Source organism: Novosphingobium malaysiense (genome assembly GCF_000802225.1).
In the GTDB taxonomy this organism is placed as follows: domain Bacteria; phylum Pseudomonadota; class Alphaproteobacteria; order Sphingomonadales; family Sphingomonadaceae; genus Novosphingobium; species Novosphingobium malaysiense.
Map to the genome: position 1 here is coordinate 495,706 of NZ_JTDI01000001.1, position 21,674 is coordinate 517,379.

Consider the following 21,674-nt stretch of genomic DNA (forward strand, 5'->3'; position numbering starts at 1 on the left):
TTGGCCTGCCAAGCCGCTGACCTTGCGAGCTTTCTTTTTTGAAACCTATTGGTTGCATTAATTGTCCGACCGGCTACAAACGGCGGACGGGGCAAGCCGTCTCGCATCGTTGCCGGACGTGGCGAATGCGTGCGTTCGATTTTCAAAGCGAAGGCCAAACCCCTCCGGAAGGTCCGGGACGAGGAAAGAAACCAACACGGGGAGGCAAAACTGGACACGGCTGCAAACGGTATACGCCCGTTCGAAATCGACGTCAGCGACGCCGCGCTCGAGGATCTGCGCGCACGATTGCAGAGAACGCGGTGGCCCCATGCCATTCCGGGTGTCGGCTGGTCGCAAGGATCCAATCTCGAATTCATTCAGCATCTCGTCGAGCGCTGGCTGGAGTACGATTGGCGCCACCACGAAGCGAAGCTCAACGCATTCCATCATTGCCGCGCGGAAGTGGACGGACTGGGCCTGCATTTCGTCCACGAACGGGGGGTGGGACCGGCCCCGGTGCCCATTCTGCTGGGGCATGGCTGCTTCAGCAGCTTTTATGAATTTCACCACGTGATCCGCGCGCTGGCCGATCCGGCGAGCTACGGTGGCGATCCTGCCGACGCATTCGACGTGGTTGCGTGGTCGCTGCCGGGGTTCGCCTTCAGCGACAAGCCGGACGAGCGCGGCTGGGGCTGCGGTCGGATGGCGGATGCCGCCCACAGCCTCATGCGCGATGTGCTGGGATATGAGCGCTATGGCGCTGTGGGCGGCAGTTGGGGCGGCACGATCGCCTGGCGGCTATGCACGGAGTACAAGGATTCCAGCCTCGGCATGTTTCTGACGCAGCCGCCGGCGATGGGCGCCCATCAGGCGCCCGGGCAGCCGCCCCTCACGCCCGCCGAGGAGGAATATACGCGCAAGGGCGAGGAATTCGAGCTCGAGGAACGCGGCTATTACCGGATCCTGACCACCCGCCCGGAATCTCTGGCATTCGCGTTGGCGGATTCGCCTGCCGGCCTGGCCGGCTGGGTTGCCGAGAAATTGCGGGTCTGGTCGGATTGCCACGGCGAACTCGGCAGCGTCGTGCCGATGGAAGAGATCCTGACCAGCCTGTCGATCACCTGGTTCACCGAGTCCATCGCCTCTAGCCACCGGATCTACTACGAATCCATGCACGGCGACTGGATGCTGGGGCCGGAGGATCGCTTCGACGTGCGCACCGGCGTGCTGAGCTTGCCGGGCGGGTTGCCCTACGAGGCGATACCGGAAGAGACCTGCAGGCGCATTTTCGACAACCTCCAGTACTACAAGGCAGCCCCTTCCGGTGGACACTGGCCTGCCTGGGAACAACCGGACGTGTTCGTGGAGGCCGTGCGGGACTTTTACCGCCCCATACGCGCCGCTGCGGCCTGAAGCGGCCATGCCGACGGCTCTCCAATAGAAAGATCACGCATGCACAAACAGACGATCCCGGCGCTGGTAGTGGGAACAGGCTTTGGATGTCGCACCCAGATCCCGGCCCTTCGCGGCGCTGGCTTCGAGGTCGTAGGCCTGATCGGCAGGGACGCGGAAAGGACGGCGCAAAGGGCCGCTGCGAACAGCGTACCGATGACGTTCACGGACCTCGAGCAGGCCATCCGCGAGACCGGGGCGGAACTGGTCGCCATCTCGACACCGCCGAACACCCATGGTCCGCTGGCGATGACGGCCTTGGCCCGAGGCTGCCATGTCCTGTGCGAAAAGCCGTTCGCACGCGATGCCGGCGAGGCGAAGGCGATGCTGGAGGCTGCGCAGAGTGCAGGCACGGTCCATCTTATCGGAAACGAGTTCCGCTTCATGCCGCAGACCGCGACCATCGCCCGCGCAATTGCCGAGGGCATGATCGGAGAACCGCGACTGGGCAGCTTCGTGTCGCATTCCGGCTTCGTCTCGGCATTCGAGGACGACATACCAGACTGGTGGTTCGACCCCTGCCAGGGTGGCGGCTGGCTGGGCGCCTCTGGGTCGCATCTCGTGGACCAGATCCGCTTCTGGCTCGGCGAATTCACGTCTATCAGCGCGACCCTTTCGACCGTTTCCGCTTCGCGAGGCCGAGTGGAGGACTCCTTCTCTGCCCGTTTCACCCTGGCCAATGGCTTCGAAGGCACGATCCAGCAGTGCGCGGGTGCATTCGGGCCTCCAGCCGACCTCACGCGAATATGCGGTACCCAGGGAACCATCTGGCTGGACGGCGCCACTGTTCGCCTGGCAGACGGCTCGGGCGAGCGCGAATTGCCGATTCCGCCCGACCTCGCCCTTCCTGTGCCGCCCCCCTTCAGCGACGACCCGCGCCATTCGCGGCCCGAGTGGCAAGTGATCGCGGCCGCCGAGATCGCGCCCTACGCACAGTTGTGCCGTGTGCTGCGCGCCGCGATAACAGGCGAGGGCCCCGTCAGCCCGGTAAAGCCGGCCGACTTCGCGGATGGGGTGGCTCACATGGCGGTACTCGATGCCATCCGCGCCTCGGCCCGCAGCGCGGGTGCGCGCCAGGAACTGCAACGGGACCCGTGAGCGCCTCGGTGGGCTTCCCGATCTCGCGAAGGCCGCCCCCCTCGCCCCTGCACACGGGGCTTGTAGCGCCGGCAATCCTCGGATATATAGAAACCAATTGGTTTCATAAATGATTCCCCGGCGGCACCGTGTGCCCGAGCGGAGAGGATGCGGACCGCCCGCCAAGACGGGCTGCCGCAATGGTCGAGAGGATCAAGGTGCGCGAAAGTCTTCAATTCTACATCGATGGGGCATGGGTCGATCCGATCTGGCAAGAAACCCTCGCGGTCGAGAACCCCGCAATCGAAAAGGTCTGCGGACATGTCGCACTGGGATCCGCCACGGACGTGGACCGTGCAGTCCGCGCGGCGAGGCAGGCCTTTGGTGGATGGTCGGCTTCCTCCCGCGAAGAGCGCATCGCAGTGCTGCAAAGCATAGCGGAAGAATATCGCAAACGGGCGGATGATCTGGCCGCCGCGGTGACCGAGGAGATGGGCGCCCCGGTCTCGCTGGCCCAGAACGCGCAGGTTCCGCTGGCGCTGGCGCATCTGTCGATCACGATCGAGGTCCTGAAGTCCCTGCCCTTTGCAGAGGACCGGGGCGCAACGCGGGTGGCCAAGGAACCGATTGGTGTCTGCGGCCTGATCACGCCCTGGAACTGGCCGCTAAACCAGATCGCGGTCAAGGTTTTCCCCGCGATCGCAGCCGGCTGCACAATGGTGCTGAAACCATCCGAAGTCGCCCCCTTTTCGGCGCAGATATTCGCGGAAATCATGGATGCCGCCGGCCTGCCGCCGGGCGTGTTCAACATGGTGCAGGGCGATGGGCCGGGCGTCGGCGTGGCGCTCAGCAGCCATCCCGATGTGGACATGGTGTCCTTCACCGGCTCGACCCGGGCGGGCATCGAGATCGCCCGCAATGCTGCACCGACCGTTAAGCGCGTGTGCCAGGAACTTGGCGGCAAGAGCCCGAACATCATACTCGATGACGAGGCCTTTGCCGAAGGCGTAAGCAAGGGCATTGCCGCGATGATGGGCAACTCCGGGCAGACCTGCGCCGCCCCCACGCGGATGCTGGTTCCCCATACGCGCATGGACGAGGCCATCGCCATCGCCGCCGACGCCGCTTCCGCGATCGTGGTGGGAGATCCCCAAGGCAACGCCCAGATGGGCCCGGTCGTCTCGCGGGCTCAGTTCGACAAGATCCAGGGCCTGATCAGGAAGGGCATCGAGGAAGGCGCGACACTGGTTAGCGGCGGGCCGGGGCGGCCAGAGGGGCTCGAGACGGGCTATTATGTCAAGCCGACCGTCTTCGCCCACGTCGACAACGGGATGGCCATTGCCCGCGAAGAGATCTTCGGTCCGGTCCTGGCGATCCTGGGCTACGACAGCGTGGATCAGGCCGTAGGGATCGCCAACGATACCGAATACGGCCTTGCCGCCTATGTGCATGCCCATGACCTCGACAAGGGCCGCGAGATCGCCGCGCGCCTCAGAGCCGGACTGGTCTCGATCAATCAGGCGTCCGATCTGGCCGGCCCATTCGGTGGCTACAAGCGCAGCGGCAACGGCCGGGAATGGGGCGCATACGGCATCGACGAGTATCTCGAGACCAAGGCCATCATTGGCTATGCGCCGGAAATGGCCGACTGAGCATCCCGCGCTGCCTGGCGCGATGAAAGATGACAAATCCAACAAGCCGACAAGGGCAAAACATTCGAGAGGAGCCGGCATGAAAGCCGCCATATTCCGTGAAGTGGGAAAGCCGCTCACCATCGAGGACGTCGAGATCGGCGAGATGCGCGCGAATGAAGTCCGCATACGGGTCGCCGCGAGCGGGCTTTGCCACAGCGACTACCACATCATCGCCGGCGACATACCGTGCCCTGTGCCCGTACTGCTCGGGCACGAGGCCTCGGGCATCGTCGAAGCGGTGGGCGAGAACGTCCAGCACTTCCGCCCGGGAGACCGCGTCGTCTCCTGCCTGTCCGGCTATTGCGGCGAATGCGGCGAATGCCAGACAGGCCACTCCAACCGCTGCGACAACAAGCCGATCCGCCCCGCGATAGCGGGCGAGGCGCGCATAACCGCGAAAGGAGAGCCGATCTACCAACTCGGCGAACTGGGCGGCTTTGCGGAGGAAATGCTGGTTGATGCTCGATCGCTGGTGAAGCTGCCCGATGCCATGCCGCTCGATCTCGCCGCGCTGCTCGGCTGTGCAGTGCTCACCGGCGTCGGCGCCGCGACCAACCGGGTGAACATTCGGGCTGGAGAAAGCGTGGCGGTCATTGGCTGCGGGGGTGTTGGCCTGAACGCCATACAGGGCGCCAAGCTTGCTGGCGCCGGTCGCATCATCGCCATCGATCTCAATCCGGCGAAGCTTGAACTGGCGCGACAGTTCGGCGCCACCGAAGTGATCCACGGCAGTGCCGAGGCTGCGGAAGAGGTCCTCGAGCTTACCGGCGGCGGCGTCGACTTCGCCTTCGAGGTGGTCGGCCTTCCCGCTACCATCCGCCAGGCCGTGACGATGCTTCGCAAGGGCGGAACCGCCGTCCTCGTCGGTGTCACCAAGTTCGGAACCGACCTCGCAATGCCAGCCGGTCCCTTCATTCAGAAAGAGATCAATGTGGTCGGCTCGCTGCTGGGCTCGGTGCCCTTCCAGATCGCCATTCCCCGCCTTGCCGATCTCTATTTGCAAGGCGCGCTCAAACTCGAGCCTCTGGTCTCGCAAAAGATCGCGCTGGAAGACATCAACCGAGGCTACGACCAGCTCGCAGCCGGAGAAATAGCCCGGAGCATCATCACCTTCGACACGTAACGCCCTGCGCATCGCAGAGCGAACGCAGGAAGGGCTTGCACGATTTACCGGGCCTCGGGCCGTGGAGGGAGCGAAGGGATGAACGAATTGCAGGCCACGAGCCTATTCCGGCTCGACGACAAGACAGCCATCGTCACCGGGGCGGGCTCCGGCATCGGACGCGCGATAGCCCTGCTCTATGCGGCCGCAGGAGCCGGTGTCGTGGCCGCTGATCTCGATTCGACGGCTGCCGAGGAAACCGTTGCGCGGATCGTGCGGGGTGGCGGACGGGCCCATGCCGTGACGGTCGACGTCGCCGCGCCCGAAGGCATTGAAGGCGCCGTGACAGCCGCCGTCGAAACATTCGGCGCGCTCGATGTGCTCGTGAACAACGCGGGCATCTATCCGCTGGGCGAACGGCTGCCCGGCATCGACTGGGAAACATACGAGCGGACATACGCCGTCAACGTCTTCGGCGCCCTTCGCTGCATATCCGCTTCAGCGGGACGGATGCGCCCCGGAGGCGCGATCATCAACATCTCATCGATGGAGTCGCTCAGCCTGAGCGGGCCGGGCAATGCCCACTACAGTTCCGCCAAGGCGGCGCTCAACGGCCTGACGCGGGCAGCGGCCGTGGATCTGGGGCCGCAGGGCATTCGCGTGAACGCGATCCTGCCCGGGCTGGTAAAGACCGAGGGGACGAGCGGCGCGCCTCAGCCCCTGTTTGACAATATCGCCGCAAAGGCGCCGAGCGGAAGGGTAGGCGAGCCCCTCGATATAGCCGGCGCCGCCCTGTTCCTGGCATGCCCGGCAGCGAGCTATGTGAACGGTCATTGCCTTCTGGTCGACGGCGGCATCACCATCTCGCGCTAACCTGCGCCCTCCGGCTCGCCGCGGGATGGCGGCGCGAAGGCGTCGGGCGTTCCCAGGACGATGAAGATGTTCTCGTCCTGGCGGCAGATTTTCCAGGCCTCTCCATCGAAAACGGTCTGGAAGTCGAAGCGCCCCAGCGATTCCTCGAACAGATGCGCGCGGTCGCCATTGCCGACATGATGCGCGCGCAGATAGCACGATGCTGTTGCGCGACGCCCGTCGCCTGCCAGGTCCACGACGTAATTCGAGAGCATGTGATGCGTGGCCGACAACCCGCGCCAGATCTCCTGCAGCGTCGACAGAATTGTCTCGCGTCCGGCCATGACCATGAAGTCCTCCTCCGGGCGAACCGCGTTCTCCAGGTACTGGCGCGCGTGGAATCTGGCGTCCTCGGTGTAGAGCGAAGCAAGCAGGTCCCAGTCCCGGCTATCGAGGGCATGGGCAAATCTGTTCATCAGATCGACGTTGGCCTGATGGTCTTCGAAAGCCCTTTGCGGCAATGCTTCTCTCCTCCTGCAGTCCGTATGGCCCGATCCCGTACGCGTTCAGGGGCGCATGCTCGCGCCGCCATCAACGCTGATCACCTGCCCCGTCACGTAGCGACCGTCGTCCGACATCAGCAGGGCCCCCATGGCCGCTATGTCGGCCGGCGAACCGAGATGGCGGATCGCGGTCTGCGCCTCGAATGCCTTTACCACATCGGCCGGCATCACCTCGTCGAAGCGCTGATGGGCGATGACGCCGGGAGCGATGACGTTGGCCCGTATGCCCCGGGGACCGAACGTTTGCGCCACATGGCGCATGAGGGCATGGATCGCAGTCTTGCTCATGGCATAGGCCACACGGACCGTCTCGCCCATGAAGGCTGCGTTCGAACTGGTGTAGACGATGGCTCCGCCGCCGCGCTCCAGCATGGCAGGCACTGCGTGGCGCGTGCACAGGAGAAACCCGCGCGTGTTGACGCGCATGACGTCGTCGAAGACGTCCAGCGGCAGGCCTAACACGTCATCGCTGCTCTCGCCGTCGCGAAAGCTCGCGTAATTTGCGTGGAATCCGTCGAGGCCACCGAAACGCGCAACGGCCAGGTCGACAACGGCCTTGATCGATGCCTCGTCGGAGCCGTCGAGGTGGGTCGCGACGATTGTCCCTCCCGTCCCGGCAATCTCCGCCGCCGCCGCATCGGCCGCAGCAGCATCGATGTCTCCCAGGACCACCGCAGCACCTTCGTCTGCATAACGCCGCGCCAGTCCGTTACCGATGCCGCCTGCACCGGCAACGACGACGACCTTGTCCTTCAACCTCATATCGCTCTCCCTACAAGCGGCTACGCCAATTCCAGCCCTTCGAAGACGCCCGTTCTGTGCTGCTCGTCCAGCTTCGCCGCGAAATCGATGAAGGAGCCCGTATAAGACCCGTTGCGCGCGGCCTTCAGCGAATATTCGCCCTCATTATTGTAGTAACCCGGCGTGCAGTTCTGGAAATATTGCTGGCGGCTCTCGTTCATTGCGACGACCTGGTCCACCCACTCGTCCTGGGCCTGCTGCGTCGGCTCGACCGTTTCGATGCCGGTATCGAGGCAATGCCTGACGAGGTGGGCGAGATGGTTGGTCACCACGTCCAGCATGTGCACGAAATTGGCCGTCTGCGGCTGCTGCGAGTTGCAGATGACGAAGCGGTTCGGGAAGTCACGGCTGTGGACGCCGTAGAGGCTGAGCACACCGTCCTTCCAGGCCTCGCTTTGGGTCACACCGTTCCGCCCGTATGTCTCGAAACCGCTGCCGACCTTGTGCTCTGTCAGCCATTCGAAGCCTGTGGCGAATATCAGGCAGTCGAGTTCATAGTGGCGGCCATCGACCACGGCGCCGGTTTCGGTGATGCGCTCGACGCCCTTGCCCTTGGTATCGACCAGCGTGGCGTTGGATCGGTTGAACGTCTGCAGATACTCGTCGCTGAAACCCAGCCTTTTGCACATCAGGCCATAGTAGGGCTTGAGCGCCTCGGCCGTGTCCTTGTCTTCCACGAGTTCGTCGATTGCGCGGCGGATCTGCTCCATCTTCCTGAAATCGTTCAGGTCCATCACGTCGGCGACCTTGTCCGGTGGGACATCGAGATTGTCGAACAGCAGGCGGAATGTCTTGGTCCACCCATCCTGGATCATGTCCTTGTCGACATGGATGCCGCTGATGATGGACGTGAAGTTCTCGACCCTTTCCTGCTGCCAGCCCGGCTGTAAGTCGCTTGCCCATTGCGGATCGGTGGGACGGTTCTCCCGCGGCTGGATCGAGGACGGCGTCCGCTGGAACACGTAGAGGTGCTTCGCCCACTTCCCCAGGTGCGGCACGCACTGGATCGCCGTCGATCCCGTGCCGATGATGCCGACGCGTTTGTCCGCGAGCCTGGTCAGCCCGCCCCGCGCGTCGCCGCCGGTATACTCGTAGTCCCAGCGACTGGTGTGAAAGGCATGGCCCTTGAAGGTGTCGAGACCGGGCACCCCGGGTAGCTTGGCCTGGTTCAATGGACCGGTCGACATCGCCACGAAGCGGGCACTGATCCTGTCGCCCCGGTTGGTGGTGACGATCCAGCGTCTGCGCGCCTCTTCCCATCGCATCTCGGTCACCTTGGTCCGAAACAGGGCCTTGGCGTACAAATCGAAATGCCGGGCGATGTCCTGGCAATGCTGGAAGATCTCCGGCCCGGATGCGTAACGCATAGACGGAATCTTCCCGAGCTCCTCCAGCATCGGCATGTAGATGTAGGATTCGATGTCGCAAGCGACGCCGGGGTAGCGGTTCCAGTACCAGGTGCCGCCGAAATCGCTGGCGTTCTCGACGATCAGGAAGTCGTCGATCCCCATCTCCCGCAGCCGCCGGCCCATCAGCAGTCCGCCGAATCCGCCGCCCACCATCAGCACATCGACGTCGGTGACCCTCGCGTCGCGCTGCAGATCGCCTTCGGCATACGGGTCTTCGACGAATTTCCCGAACTTGCCCGCGGCCGCGCCGGGACGGATGTACTGATCGGCCCCGTCTCGCCGCAAGCGCCGGTCTCGTTCCTCCAGGTATTTCCGCCGCAAGGCGTCGCGATCGATTTCGATGTCAGCAAGCGGATCGTTCTTGCTGCTTTGGCTATCCATACGTTCATCCCATCCCGGTTCGCATGCCGACTTTTCGGCCTGCGTTCTTCCGTGCACCCCGCCTGCCCCGGCCATCGGACGGTACCGGCAAATCCGCCACCCAATCTAGCTTGCACGATGGTGCAGTAGGTTGGGCTTGCACATGCCTCGCTCCTCGGCTACTTAACGAGACCCATTGGTTTCATAAATAGCTTGTCCACACGGCGCAAGGAAAAACATGAAAGTGAACCAGTCGAATCCCGAAGCGCCGGATGTGCGCCAGGTCTCAAGCAAGGCGCGACCGACCGTGCGCGGTCTCTCGCACAGCGCACTGAGGAGCCTGGGGGTGTGGTGCTCGATAATGACCGCCGACAGCGCGGCACCGGGCGAGGACAAGTTGGCCGACGTCCTGTTCGAACTGTTTGCGTCCGGTCCGTCAGGGCCTGTGCAGGACGGCATGGTCACCAACCGGGACCGCGTGTGACGGACCGAATTTCCCCTGGAGAGGATGCCTTATGACTACCGCCGACAACACGGCCACATTTCCGGACCATGTGCCGCCCGAGCTGCGCTGGGACCATTCGCTGGAAGCGTTCAATTCCGAACTCGACGATCCCTTTATGGCCGCCGCGAGGCTGCTGGACGGCCCGCCGATATTCTGGGCGCGCGATGCGCTGCAAGGCGCTCCGGGCTGGGTCATCGCGCGCCATGCACTACTTCAGGAAGCCTTCGTCGACTGGGAACATTTCAGCAGTACGCCCGGCCCCGGTCTCATGAAGCTGCTCGGCATCAAGCTGAACCCTGTCAATTTCGATCCGCCGCAGCACACCGCCTATCGCAAACTCCTGACGCCACTGTTCACGCCGAAGGCGATCAACCACATGGAATCGGCGGTACGCGACACCTGCGACCGCCTTATCGCCGATTTCGCGGACCGCGGTTCGTGCGACTTCATCAGCGATTTCGCCATCCCCTTTCCCAGCTACATCTTTCTCGCGCTGATGGGTATGCCAGTCGAGGAAGCGCCCAAGTTCTTCGCCTGGGAACAGATGATGCTGCGCGGCGAAACTGTCGAGGAACGGATCGGCGCGGCGAAGGATGTCCTGGCCTACCTGGAAGGTCACCTTGCACGGCAAAAGACCAAGCCGGCCACACCGCTGATGGAAGCGATCGTCAACGGCCAGCTTGCCGACCGCCCGCTCGACGATCGCGAGATGCTGGGCATGTTCTATACCTTCTACACGGGCGGCCTGGACACCGTCTACGGCACGCTCGGCTGGTCGATGCGCTACATTGCCGACCGGCCCGGATTCCAGCGGTTCCTGCGCGACAACCTCGACCAGTTGCCGCGCGCGGTCGACGAGCTTCTGCGACTGTTCAGCGTCGTGTGCACCCAGCGGCGGGTGACACGGGACTTCACGTTCCACGGCGTGGAGATGCGCAAGGACGATATCGTCGCCATGCCGATCTACGTCGCATGCCGCGATCCTGACGCCTACCCCGAGCCCCACGAAGCGGACCTCGGACGCAAGACTCCGATGCTCGCCTTTGCCAGCGGGCCGCACCTGTGCCTCGGCATGCACCTGGCGCGCCGCGAAATCCGCATCGCCATCGAGAGCTTCCTGACCCGCTTCGAGAACATCCACATCCCGGATGGCGAAAACTATACCTACCACGCCGGGCCCACATTCAATGTCGACAGCCTGCCTCTCGCATGGTCGCCGACCACCTGACGAGGCACCGACCCGGCGCGGCGTTGCCCACCGCCAGGCGCTGATGCCCAAAAAACACAATCAATCTGGACGGGAGAGAAGAATGGACACGATTACCTTTGAAGGCCGGGTCGCGATCGTGACCGGCGGCGGCGGCGGCATTGGCCGCGCTCATGCGCTCGAGCTGGCCCGGCGCGGCTGCGCGGTCGTCGTCAACGACCTTGGCGGAGACGTGGCCGGTCGCGGCGGTTCGGCATCGATGGCGGAACGCGTCGTGGACGAGATCACGGCGGCGGGAGGCAAGGCTATCGCCAGTCATGATTCCGTGGCGGATCCCGCGGCCGCCGCCGGCATCGCGGATACGGCAGCAGACCGTTTCGGCAGAATCGACATCCTCATCAACAACGCCGGCAACTTGCGCAACAAGGCCCTCGAAAGCCTGACCGACGACGATTGGCAAGCGCTGCTGGCAACGCACCTTACCGGGAGCTTCAACATGGCGCGCGCCGTCTGGCCGCACATGAAAGCCCGCAAATACGGCCGACTGGTATTCACGGCCTCCAGTTCGGGTCTGTTCGGCACCGCCCTGCAGACCGGATACGCAGCGGCAAAGGCCGGCATCATCGGCCTGATGAATGTCGCTGCGATCGAGGGCGAGGCGCATGGCATCCATGCAAATGCGGTCATGCCGAATGCCGATAGCCGCATGGCTCGCCAGACGATGGCCGACTGGGGACCCGAAAAGCAGGAACAGGGCGCCGCGCTGATGCTGGACGCCATCGGCAACTCGATGGATCCGGAATTCAACACGCCGCTGGCGCTGTTTCTTGCCAGCGAAAGCTGCCAATCGACCCACGCGATCTACTCGCAATGCCTGGGGCGGGTAGCCCGCGTCTTCGTCGGCGTTGCCCAGGGCTGGCAGGCCCAGCGCCAGGCGCCGCCCACGCTGGAGGACATCGCTGCCCACTGGGAAGAGATCTGCGATACGTCGCGCGGCTTCACCACGCCAACCAGCTCAAGCGAGGAACTGGCGCTGGTGCTGTCGCAGGACGCGGCCCGGCAGTAGGCCGGGCCAAGCCGGCGAAGCGCGATGGGCAGCCTGCGACACTCTGCGGCTGACGGCGCGGCGTCGGCCCTGTCTGCACTACCTGCGGTCGTTCCCCGCCAGGCTTGGAGTCACGACCAGCTGATCGAGGATGTCGGCCATGCTTTCGACCGAGGGCGGATCGGATTGCTTCAGCCACCAGGCCAGAATCTCGATCGTCGCCGCAACGGAGAAAACGACACCGAGGTTACCGGGAAGCCAGCTGTCCTGCCCCTGTTCGGCCGCTGCGGTTTCGGCCTGGCGGATGAACTCGTCCTTGAGCGTGGCGGACGCGCCGCCTGTGAGCAACGCCGACCACAACTTGCGATGTTCCCAGAGGTAAGCGCAGAGGGCCTGCGTCGATGCGCGGCTGTCAACCGTGTACAGGATCGGCAAGGTCATCGCCAGAAGCTGTCTGATCTCGCGCTCGGCCACGTCGTTCAGGAGCGCGTCCTTGTCCCGGTAGCGCCTGAAGAAGGTGGCATAGCCTACCTTGGCGCGGTCCGTGATGTCGCGAATCGTGATCTGCTCGAACGGTTCCTCCTCGAGGAGGGCCAACAGGGCGCTGCAAAGCGCGGATCGCGTTCGCGTGTTCCGCCTTTCGCGGACCGCAACGGTTGCACCCGCCTTTTCCGTTGCGGGCTCCGCCGCCTCTACCGGGGCCAAACCGCCCCCCTTCGCCGTGCCATTCATTCCGCGTGTAGTGCCGCAAAGATCCTCCGGATGCAAATCGCACAGCCCGGCATTACGATGATATATAAAGTATCATAAGATGGATTTTATCTCGAATTGACGAATCATGTTCTCGTCACTAATGATACATTATAGATCATTAAAGGCGGTCGCGCCATTTTCGTGGAATGGCCGGACGCAAAGCGGAGCACAGAGGACCGAACGCCTGCGCCAGGTGCCGCGAGCAGTCGCCATGTGCGGTTGCGGGCGGCGATGGCCTGTTCGGGTTCGACAGGCTCGCGCCATTTCGTGAAGGGAGAGGACAATGACCAACTTCGAAACCGCCGACGTTTTCAAGGACCTGGACGTCAACGACGATCCCTATTCCTACTTCGAATATCTGCGCGGAAAGGGACCGGTGACGCCATTGGCCTTGCGCAATGTCGTGGCGGTGACCGGCTATGACGAGGGCGTCGCCATCTTTCGGGACGACGAGAACTTCTCCGCGATCGATTCCACGACCGGCCCCTTTCTTCCGCTCGACTACGATCCGTCTCTCGACATCGACGATCAGATCGCCCGATGCCGCCAGGAGAATCCCTTCGCCAACACGATCATCAACCAGGACCTGCCGGACCACAATCGCTCCAAGGCGATCCTCAACGGCATCATCACGCCTGCGCGCCTCAAGGAAAACGAGGCATTCATGCACACGCTGTCGGACCAGATCATCGACGAATTCATCGATCGCGGCACATTCGACGCCGTCAGCGAATACGGGCAACCCTTCGCCCAACTGGTCATCGCCGATCTGCTCGGCGTGCCCAAGGAAGATCACGGGCAGTTTCGCGACATGATCGGAGATCCCGCCCAGTTGCCCGGCGCGCTCGGCGGAGACTTCGATTTCTCGAAGAACCCGTTCGTCGGCATCGCCACGTACTTCGCCACGTATATCCAGGAACGTCGCGCCAATCCGCGCGGCGACGTGCTGACGAGACTCGCGCAACAGACCGCGGACGATGGCAGTCTGCCCGACGTGATGGAAGTCGTCGCGGTGGCCACGTTCCTGTTCGGTGCCGGACAGGACACTACGGTCCAGCTGTTCACCGGCATGATGCGTTACCTGGCCGAAAACCCGGGCCTCGAGGACCGTCTGCGCGAAAACCCTGCCCTGATCCCCGACCTCGTCGAGGAAGTGCTGCGGCTGCAGGGCACGGTCAAGAGCACATTCCGCTACGTGCGCCGCCCCGTGACCGTCGGCGGCGTCGATCTCGAGCCGGGAATGCACGTGATGATCAACCTGGCGGCCATGAATCGCGATCCCAAGCGCTTCCCCGACCCGACCACGTTCGACATAGAGCGCAAGAATGTGCGCTCGCACGTCTCCTTCGGGCGGGGCATCCATGCCTGCGCCGGCGGTCCCCTGGCAAGGGCGGAGGCGCGCGTGACCATGGAACGCCTGCTGCCGCGGATCAGGAATATCCGCCTCAACGAGGCCAAGCATGGCCCTGCCGGAGCAAGACACTTCGACTACCTGCCGAACTATTCGCTGCGCGGCGTATCGGAAATGCAGGTCGAGTTCGACCGCATCGACTGAGAACGGATCCAAGGAGGCCAACTTGGTAAAGATCACCTACGTCGAACATGACGGCGAGAGAACCACCGTCGATGCCCAACCAGGCGAGTCCATGATGAAGGCGGCCGTGAGCCACGGCGTCGCAGGCATAGAAGCCGTTTGCGGGGGTAACTGTGCCTGCGGGACGTGCCGCATCTATGTCGACGACAACTGGCGGGCGAAGCTGCCCTCCCCCGGCGAAAGCGAAAGCGAAATGATAGACTTTTGCGGCGACCCGGACCCCCGGGTTCGTCTCTCCTGCCAGATTGCCGTCAGCGAAGACCTCGACGGCATGGAAGTGACACTTCCGGAAAGCCAGCAGTAAGCACCTTGTACCGCGCGGCAGCGGGCCGGAAGATCTGGCGGCCCGCTGCGTGCACCAGCGCCCCGCGCTTCTTGCATCGCCGATCGCCACAGTCGCGGAAAAGCGGTCACGTGGGCCGAAGACGCCAGCGGCGTACACGTTAACATATTGCCTATTATCGATTTTCCTAGACTCCAATCTCGAAGGCAGGCGCCCGGACCGATACCCGCAATACGCGCCTTGCAATTGATACTATTTGGTTTCATACCGATAGGTATCAAAATAAAGCTGATTCATCAGCGACGAGGAGAGAGGTGTCATGAGGTCCGTAAACTTACGCGGGATGACGTCGGTCTGGATTGTGCTCGCGAATGCTGCCCTGCCCGGTATCGCCTTCGCGCAGGACGGGCCGGCAAGCGATCAGAAGGCGGTTGTCAGCAGCGAGATCATAGTCACCGCGCAGAGGCGCGAGGAACTGTCCCGCGACGTGCCGATCACCGTGACGACGCTGGGCACCGACCAGCTGACCACCGCCAATGCCAACAGCCTGGCGGACATCAGCAAGCTTTCGACGTCCCTGCGCTTCGATTCGCAGGGCACATTCGTACAGCCGACGATACGCGGCGTCGGCACCACCGTGACCACGACGAACAGCGGGCCCAACGTCGGGATCTACGTCGACGGCTTCTTCCAGTCGAACCCGGAAGTTGCTGACTTCCAACTCCTGCGCGTGAAGAGCATCCAGGTTCTGAAGGGACCGCAGGGCACGCTGTTCGGGCGCAATACGACCGGCGGTGCCATCCTGATCACCACGGACGAACCGAGCACCACGACCGCCGCGCAGTTCAAGGCCAGCTACGGCCGCTTCAACACGCTTACGCTGCAGGGCTACGCCACCACGGGCTTAAGCGACAACGTGGCGGTGGACATCGAGGGACTCTATCGCAAGGGCGACGGATTCCAGGACAGCATCTATGCCGGATACAAGCATCCGGGCGCCTTCGAAAACTGGTCCGTCCGGGCCGGCATCAAGGCGGATCTGTCGGATTCGATATCGGTGCTCGTGCGCTACACGCATTCGAGCACCGACGATCCCACCGCCTTGATGAGCAACGCCTATGTCGATCGCAGCGGCGCCGCCGGCATATTCGACAAGGTCTCGCCCACCGGAATGGCGATCTATCAGGCCAACTTCTTCCCCACCGCATCAGCCGGGCAGCCGCTGCTCCCGCTCTATCTGCAATCGCCGATATTTGGATTTTCAGTCGGCAACCTCATCGCCGGCGGCCTGCTTCCGCCCGACTGGTCGGCCAGCGACCTACCCTATGCCACCAAACCAGGCGATATCGCCTCGCTCGACAAGATCAGCTTCAGGAACAAGTCGGACTCGGTGCAAGGTACGGTGAAGGCCGACCTGGGCTTTGCGGATTTCACCTCCTACACCCAGTATCGCAAGGACAAGGCCGTCAACATCCAGGATCTGGACGCCACGGCTGCCTACACCTGGCTGATGCATATCGGCGTGATGAACGAGACGTTCTCGCAAGAGTTCCTCGTCAACTCGAAGCCCGGTTCGCGCCTGCAATGGACGGTCGGGCTCAACTATTTCGAGAACACGGACGACTGGGACGACAGCCTTGCATCGTTCCTCAACCAGCCCTTCGCCCCGTTCGGTGGCGCAAGCGCCAAGGCCAAGTCCTACGCCGCCTTTGCGGACCTCACCTATGCGGTGACGCCCAGGCTCTTCATCACCGTTGGCGGACGATACAGTCACGACCTAGTGACCGATGCCTATTTCCGCAACAGCTTCACCAATGCCTTCTACGAAGATGAAAACGGCGATCTGGTGCCGCTGATCGCGCCCGACGGAACCTATCTCTATCCGCCCGGAACGGCCTTCCCGCTCGACACCCTGAAGAATGACAGCTTCACGCCGCGCGCCGTTGTTCGCTTCAAGCCGTCGGAAGAATCGAGCATCTACGCCTCGTACACGCGAGGATACAAGGCGGGGATGCTCAATGTCGGCGGCCTGTCGAAGCGGCCGATCAAGCCCGAAAAGATCAATGCCTACGAGATGGGCTTCAAGTACGAGGACCGCGTCTTCAGCCTGGACCTTGCAGCATACTATTACGACTACAAGGACCTGCAGGTATCGAGCTTTCAGGACGGGGCCGTCCAGCTGCGCAACGCGGCCAGCTCCGAAATCTACGGTGTCGAAGGCCAGCTGCGCTACAAGGTCGACAGCCACTTGAGCGTGACGGCCGGCGCCGCCTGGACCCATGCCCGCTACAAGAAGTTCCCCAACGACCCCTACTACAGCTACTGCGATCCGGTTGCCGCCGCACCGGATCCGCTGGCCTGTGGCGCGGGGGGCATAGGCTCCCTCGTCCAGACCACCGTGGACGGCAAGGGCTTTCGCATGCAGCGGGCTCCGGACTTCACGGCCAACCTCGGGGCCGCCTACGGCTTCGATCTCGGCGGGGGCCGCACAACCTTCTCCGGAAACCTGTACTACACGTCGAAATTCTTTTTCGATTCCGCTGAGCAATTCCTGCAGAAAGGCTATGCCACCCTATCGCTGCGTGCGCAGTGGGAGGATCCGTCCCAGCACTTCACCGTGGCGGTCTACGGCGACAATGTGACCGACCAGCGCTACCTCACGCAGGTCCAGTACAACACGCTAGGCGTCGGGGCCGTCTGGAATGCGCCGGTCACATGGGGCGTCCAGTTGGGCGTGAAGTACTGATGTCCGATGTCAGCATGCCTTCCGATCTGGTCGCCTTCGTCCGAGAGCAGAAAGACCGGCAGGAAATCTGGGACTGCCTGGTTCGCTACGCGCGGGGGCTGGACCGTTTCGACATGGAACTGATGGCGTCGGCCTACCATCCCGATGCCTGGGACGATCACGGCCTGAAATCCGCCGGCGGCGGGGATTTCTGTGAATGGGCAATCGGGTTTCATGGCCAGATCCAGACCCGCCACCAGCACTTCATAGGCAACCATTCTGTCGAACTGGAAGGTGAGACGGCCCATGCCGAAACCTACTATTTCTTCTGGGGCGAGAACCTGGAAGGTCCGCCGACGCTGGCTTTCGGACGCTACCTCGATCGCTTCGAAAAGCGTAACGGCAAGTGGGCGATCGCGTATCGGCGATGCATCACCGAAAAGACCGGTACCTTTCGCGATGCCGACCTGCCCGACGGCTTCGCGGAGGCAAACGCAGCGACCGGGCCGTGCCGCCGGGACCGGCACGATGCCTCCTATGCCAGGCCATTAACGCGCGAGACGCCTAATGAGTGACCTGTCCCTGCCCCGGGACGTTCTGGATCTCGTCGACCCGGACCTTCGACCATACGCTGCGCAGATCCAGCCAATGCTGCAGCAATTCCTTCCGATGTCATACGAAAGACTGAAAGACTGGCGAACGCTGATGGAAGCGAACGCTCCGCCTCCAATGCCGCAGATCGCCTTCGAACGGCGCACGATTCCCCGCGTATCGGAAGATGGGTTCGTGGCCGTCTACCTCATCAATGCCGCCCCGGACCGATCGCGTCCGGGAATACTGCACACGCATGGCGGCGGCTTCTATGCCGGTTCGGCGCGAGGATCACTTCGCGAGATGCAGAAGATCGCGGACCTTCTGGATTGCACTGTCGTTTCCGTCGACTACCGCCTCGCCCCGGAAGCCACCTATTCCGCTTCGATCGAAGATACCTATTCGGCGCTGTGCTGGATGCACGAAAGCGCCGCTTCGCTGGGTCTCGACCCCGAGCGCATTGCGGTCATGGGGGAAAGCGCCGGCGGGGGACATGCCGTTCTGCTGTGCGCGGCAGCGCGCGAACGCGGTGGCCCCTCCATCCTCTTTCAGGCCCTGTCGTATCCGATGCTCGACGACCGGACAGGCCAAGCGAGAGCGACACCGGCGCACATTGGCAGGGTCGGATGGAATGAAGAGATGAACAGCTTCGGGTGGCGATGCTTTCTCGGTCAGCCTCCGGGCGGCGCTGCCGTTACCCCCGCGGCGGTTCCGGCCAGGATATCGCACTTGGCGGGGATGCCGCCCGCGTTCATCGGTGTCGGTGCCCTAGACCTGTTCGTCGAGGAAGACATCGCGTTCGCTAACCGCCTGATACAGGCCGGCGTGCCCACGGAACTGCTGGTCGTTCCGGGCGCATTCCATGCCTTCGACACCGTAGCCGCAGAAGCTGCCGTCTCACGGCGCTTCACGGCCGCCAAAGCAGCCGCATTGCGCAGGGCCTTCGCGACGATCGATGAACGCACAGGCGATACGGGGCCCTCTTCGCCACGCAGGAAGGCATCCGCGTGAATATCGGCAGCAGACAAAATTCCGCTTGACGCTCCAAAGGGCGCACGACATAACGAAACCATTAGGTTTCATAATTTCAGGGCCGTCTGGAACGGCATGGGTCCGCGAGCAAGCGGAGAGAGGCAAGGCTGCGCAAGATTGGCGCACGCGGCTGCCGAATTCGCCGCAAGATGCTGAAACAGAAGAAGTTTAAAGGAAAGAGCGAAAACAACGCGTCGATGCATCGGTCGATCGAACACCGGGCTTCGTGAACAATTGGGAGGGTTTTATGTCGCGGATTTCCGCCTTCACGACTTCGTCGATCTTTGGGCTCGTGGGCCTGGCAGTTGCTCTGCCAGCCCCGGCCATGGCCCAGGACGACCCGGCGACCGATAGCGAGAACGCGCCGATAATCGTCACCGCGCAGCGCCGAGAAGAAAAGCAGATCGACGTCCCCATCACGATCACGGCTATCGGCCAGGATCAATTGAAGACTGCCAATATCAGGAACCTGGCGGACATTTCGAAAGTGACGCCCGGCTTGCGCTTCGACAATGCCAGCGCCTTCTTTCAGCCGACTATCCGCGGCGTGGGCACGCCCGTCACCACCTCCGGCGGCGGCAGCAACGTGGGGATCTACATCGACGGCTTCTATTCACCCAATCCCCTGGCGGCGGACTTTCAGCTCATGAACGTCCAGAGCATCCAGGTCCTGAAGGGCCCGCAGGGCACGTTGTTCGGGCGCAATACCACCGGCGGCGCCATCCTCGTGCAGACTGCGGATCCCAGCACGGTCACTGCCGTCGAGACCAAGGTCACCGTTTCGCGCTTCAACCAGGTGAAGGCCCAGGGTTATGCGACCGTCGGCCTAACCGACGACATCGCCGTCGACGTCGAGGGGCAATATTCGCGTGGTGACGGATGGAAGACCAATATCGTCACCGGCCAAGAGGTGGGGGATTACCGGAACTGGTCCGTCAGGACCGGAATCAAGGCACAGCTTTCCAGCGATGTCTCGGTACTGCTGCGCTATCAGCACAACCACACCAACGATCCCAACCCTGCCCTGGTCTCCAGCTACAGGGACCCCGTCTTCGGCGAAGGCCAGCCCTATTACGCCGGCCCGGGCGAAACGACCTACGATCCCGACGAAATCGCGTCCGCCTATCCCATCTTCATCCACAACACCTCGGACGTGGTGCAAGGGACGATCAAGGCAGACCTCGGATTTGCGGATCTCGCGTCCTACTCCCAGTATCGCCGCGAGCGGGTCGATTCGAGCATTTCGCTCGATTACAACGGCACCCCGTTCCTGGCGCTGGGGCTGCCGAACAAGAACTCGACGTGGAGCCAGGAATTCCTCCTGAATTCGAAGCCGGGTGGGCGCCTGCAATGGACGACGGGGCTGTTCGCTTTCAGCAACAAGGACATCTACGTCACCTACATCGATAACTTTTATCCGACCCGGGTCAGACTGGGCGGCAACGGCACGACGACACAGACTTTCGCGGGCTATATCGACGCGACCTATGAACTTGCGCCGAACCTGTTCCTTACCGGCGGCGTACGTTACTCGCACGACCGCGTCGTCAATGCGTACTGGAACACGCGATATCTGGCCCCTGCCTATACCATGGCAGACGGGACGGTGGTTCCCGCCCCGGACGGGATCGTGGACGTTCCCGACATCTCAAGCAATCACTGGACCCCACGCGCCGTCATTCGCTACAAGCCCGACGACCAGTCGAGCATCTACGCGTCCTATACCAAGGGGTACAAGGCCGAGATCATCGACGTGGGCGGCTCGTGCGAAAATCCGACGGGCAACCTGTTTACCGGCCCCTTCGAATGCAACCCGATCAAGCCCGAGAAGATCGACGCTTACGAAGTCGGCTACAAGTTCGACAACCGGGTAGTCTCGCTCGATCTTTCGGCCTTCTATTACGATTACAGGAACCTGCAGGTTTCGCTTTATCTGCAAGGCGGACAGGCCAGCATCATCAACGCGGCCAAGGCCAAGATCTACGGCATCGACGGGCAACTCAGCGTGCGCGTGACCGAACGCCTCAGGGTGACGGCAGCGGGGGCGTGGACGCACGCGCGCTATACCGAATTCAACCACGCGCCCGTCTTCACCACCTGCAATCCGGCCGCCGCAGGCCTCACGCTGGCCGACTATGCACCAACAGGCGTTTGCGGCAATGGCGCCGCCTTCTATCTGCAGGGCACGGCCATCGGCCAGGAGCCTGTCACCTTGCGCCACACGCGGATGCAGCGCGCGCCCGATTTCACCGGCAACGCCGGCATCCACTACACCGCTGACGCAGGGGGTGGCACCCTTCAACTGAGCGGCATCGCCGCTTATTCCTCCAAGGTCTATTTCGGTCCATCGGGCAGCCAGTTCTACCAGAAAGCCTATGCCACCCTTGCTTTGCGGGCGCAGTGGACCGACGAAACCGACCGCTTCACGGTAGCCGTCTTCGGCGACAATGTGACCGACAAACGCTACAAGACCACGGTCCAGTCAGGCGGCAACGGCGTGGGCGCGAACTGGAACGAACCGGCCACTTACGGCATCGAATTCGGGTACAGGTACTGACCCGGAACCCGCGCGTCAGGCAGAACCCTGACGCGCGGAAGCCTGTCCGGTGGGCTGGATCACGTGCCTGCGGATGACACGACGCAGGAT

At 63.0% G+C, this 21,674-nt stretch carries 18 protein-coding genes; 14 read left to right on the forward strand and 4 right to left on the reverse strand.

Annotated features, from left to right (window positions below):
• Nucleotides 1-129 precede the first annotated feature (129 nt).
• The 5 genes from LK12_RS02160 (at nucleotide 130) to LK12_RS02180 (ending at nucleotide 6,180) form a co-directional block, all read left to right on the forward strand.
• Nucleotides 130-1,395, forward strand: a complete 1,266-nt coding sequence (locus tag LK12_RS02160) for an epoxide hydrolase family protein (protein WP_052223096.1) — start codon at nucleotides 130-132, stop codon at nucleotides 1,393-1,395.
• 39 nt (nucleotides 1,396-1,434) lie between these two features.
• The gene (locus LK12_RS02165; protein ID WP_039278694.1) at nucleotides 1,435-2,532 is read left to right on the forward strand and encodes a Gfo/Idh/MocA family protein; all 1,098 of its coding nucleotides are present in this window, start codon (nucleotides 1,435-1,437) and stop codon (nucleotides 2,530-2,532) included.
• Between the two features lie 179 nt (nucleotides 2,533-2,711).
• Nucleotides 2,712-4,163 carry an aldehyde dehydrogenase family protein gene (locus tag LK12_RS02170; RefSeq protein ID WP_231568194.1) on the forward strand — a complete coding sequence of 484 codons (1,452 nt, stop codon included), beginning with the start codon at nucleotides 2,712-2,714 and terminating at the stop codon, nucleotides 4,161-4,163.
• 79 nt (nucleotides 4,164-4,242) lie between these two features.
• Nucleotides 4,243-5,328 carry a Zn-dependent alcohol dehydrogenase gene (locus LK12_RS02175; RefSeq protein ID WP_039278697.1) on the forward strand — a complete coding sequence of 362 codons (1,086 nt, stop codon included), beginning with the start codon at nucleotides 4,243-4,245 and terminating at the stop codon, nucleotides 5,326-5,328.
• Between the two features lie 78 nt (nucleotides 5,329-5,406).
• A complete protein-coding gene (locus LK12_RS02180) occupies nucleotides 5,407-6,180 on the forward strand; it encodes an SDR family NAD(P)-dependent oxidoreductase (RefSeq protein ID WP_039278702.1) in 774 nt (257 codons plus the stop codon).
• On the opposite strand, the gene LK12_RS02185 is transcribed toward LK12_RS02180, so the two are convergent.
• Genes LK12_RS02185 through LK12_RS02195 form a run of 3 tightly spaced genes read right to left on the reverse strand, consistent with a single transcriptional unit; the run spans nucleotide 6,177 to nucleotide 9,313 of the window.
• Complete coding sequence (locus tag LK12_RS02185; protein WP_039278705.1) at nucleotides 6,177-6,680, reverse strand: nuclear transport factor 2 family protein; 504 nt, start codon at nucleotides 6,678-6,680, stop codon at nucleotides 6,177-6,179. The genes LK12_RS02180 and LK12_RS02185 overlap by 4 nt on opposite strands.
• 45 nt (nucleotides 6,681-6,725) lie before the next feature.
• Nucleotides 6,726-7,484, reverse strand: coding sequence for an SDR family NAD(P)-dependent oxidoreductase (locus tag LK12_RS02190; protein ID WP_039278708.1), 759 nt, complete (start codon nucleotides 7,482-7,484; stop codon nucleotides 6,726-6,728).
• 20 nt (nucleotides 7,485-7,504) lie between these two features.
• Complete coding sequence (locus LK12_RS02195; RefSeq protein ID WP_039280132.1) at nucleotides 7,505-9,313, reverse strand: flavin-containing monooxygenase; 1,809 nt, start codon at nucleotides 9,311-9,313, stop codon at nucleotides 7,505-7,507.
• Between the two features lie 223 nt (nucleotides 9,314-9,536).
• Between LK12_RS02195 and LK12_RS02200 the strand changes: the two genes are divergently transcribed.
• The 3 genes from LK12_RS02200 (at nucleotide 9,537) to LK12_RS02210 (ending at nucleotide 12,070) form a co-directional block, all read left to right on the forward strand.
• A complete protein-coding gene (locus LK12_RS02200; RefSeq protein ID WP_156135356.1) occupies nucleotides 9,537-9,776 on the forward strand; it encodes a hypothetical protein in 240 nt (79 codons plus the stop codon).
• A gap of 31 nt (nucleotides 9,777-9,807) precedes the next feature.
• A complete protein-coding gene (locus LK12_RS02205) occupies nucleotides 9,808-11,025 on the forward strand; it encodes a cytochrome P450 (protein WP_039278714.1) in 1,218 nt (405 codons plus the stop codon).
• 82 nt (nucleotides 11,026-11,107) lie between these two features.
• Nucleotides 11,108-12,070 carry an SDR family NAD(P)-dependent oxidoreductase gene (locus LK12_RS02210; RefSeq protein WP_039278718.1) on the forward strand — a complete coding sequence of 321 codons (963 nt, stop codon included), beginning with the start codon at nucleotides 11,108-11,110 and terminating at the stop codon, nucleotides 12,068-12,070.
• A gap of 78 nt (nucleotides 12,071-12,148) precedes the next feature.
• Here LK12_RS02210 and LK12_RS02215 read toward each other — a convergent pair whose 3' ends face one another.
• The gene (locus LK12_RS02215; RefSeq protein WP_231568195.1) at nucleotides 12,149-12,646 is read right to left on the reverse strand and encodes a TetR/AcrR family transcriptional regulator; all 498 of its coding nucleotides are present in this window, start codon (nucleotides 12,644-12,646) and stop codon (nucleotides 12,149-12,151) included.
• A gap of 439 nt (nucleotides 12,647-13,085) precedes the next feature.
• Here LK12_RS02215 and LK12_RS02220 point away from each other — a divergent pair, with 439 nt between their 5' ends.
• The 6 genes from LK12_RS02220 to LK12_RS02245 all read left to right on the forward strand — a co-directional run bounded on the left by LK12_RS02220 (nucleotide 13,086) and on the right by LK12_RS02245 (nucleotide 21,584).
• Nucleotides 13,086-14,357 (forward strand): cytochrome P450, encoded by a 1,272-nt coding sequence (locus tag LK12_RS02220; protein ID WP_039278722.1) that lies wholly within the window; start codon nucleotides 13,086-13,088, stop codon nucleotides 14,355-14,357.
• A gap of 22 nt (nucleotides 14,358-14,379) precedes the next feature.
• On the forward strand, nucleotides 14,380-14,700 hold the full coding sequence (locus tag LK12_RS02225; RefSeq protein ID WP_039278726.1) for a 2Fe-2S iron-sulfur cluster-binding protein: 321 nt from the start codon (nucleotides 14,380-14,382) through the stop codon (nucleotides 14,698-14,700).
• A 298-nt stretch (nucleotides 14,701-14,998) separates the two neighbouring features.
• On the forward strand, nucleotides 14,999-17,425 hold the full coding sequence (locus LK12_RS02230; RefSeq protein ID WP_052223097.1) for a TonB-dependent receptor: 2,427 nt from the start codon (nucleotides 14,999-15,001) through the stop codon (nucleotides 17,423-17,425).
• A complete protein-coding gene (locus LK12_RS02235) occupies nucleotides 17,425-17,979 on the forward strand; it encodes a nuclear transport factor 2 family protein (protein WP_039278733.1) in 555 nt (184 codons plus the stop codon). Before LK12_RS02230 ends, LK12_RS02235 begins: the two co-directional genes overlap by 1 nt.
• Nucleotides 17,972-19,006, forward strand: a complete 1,035-nt coding sequence (locus LK12_RS02240; RefSeq protein WP_082010303.1) for an alpha/beta hydrolase — start codon at nucleotides 17,972-17,974, stop codon at nucleotides 19,004-19,006. Before LK12_RS02235 ends, LK12_RS02240 begins: the two co-directional genes overlap by 8 nt.
• 268 nt (nucleotides 19,007-19,274) lie before the next feature.
• A complete protein-coding gene (locus LK12_RS02245; RefSeq protein WP_039278735.1) occupies nucleotides 19,275-21,584 on the forward strand; it encodes a TonB-dependent receptor in 2,310 nt (769 codons plus the stop codon).
• Nucleotides 21,585-21,674 lie beyond the last annotated feature (90 nt).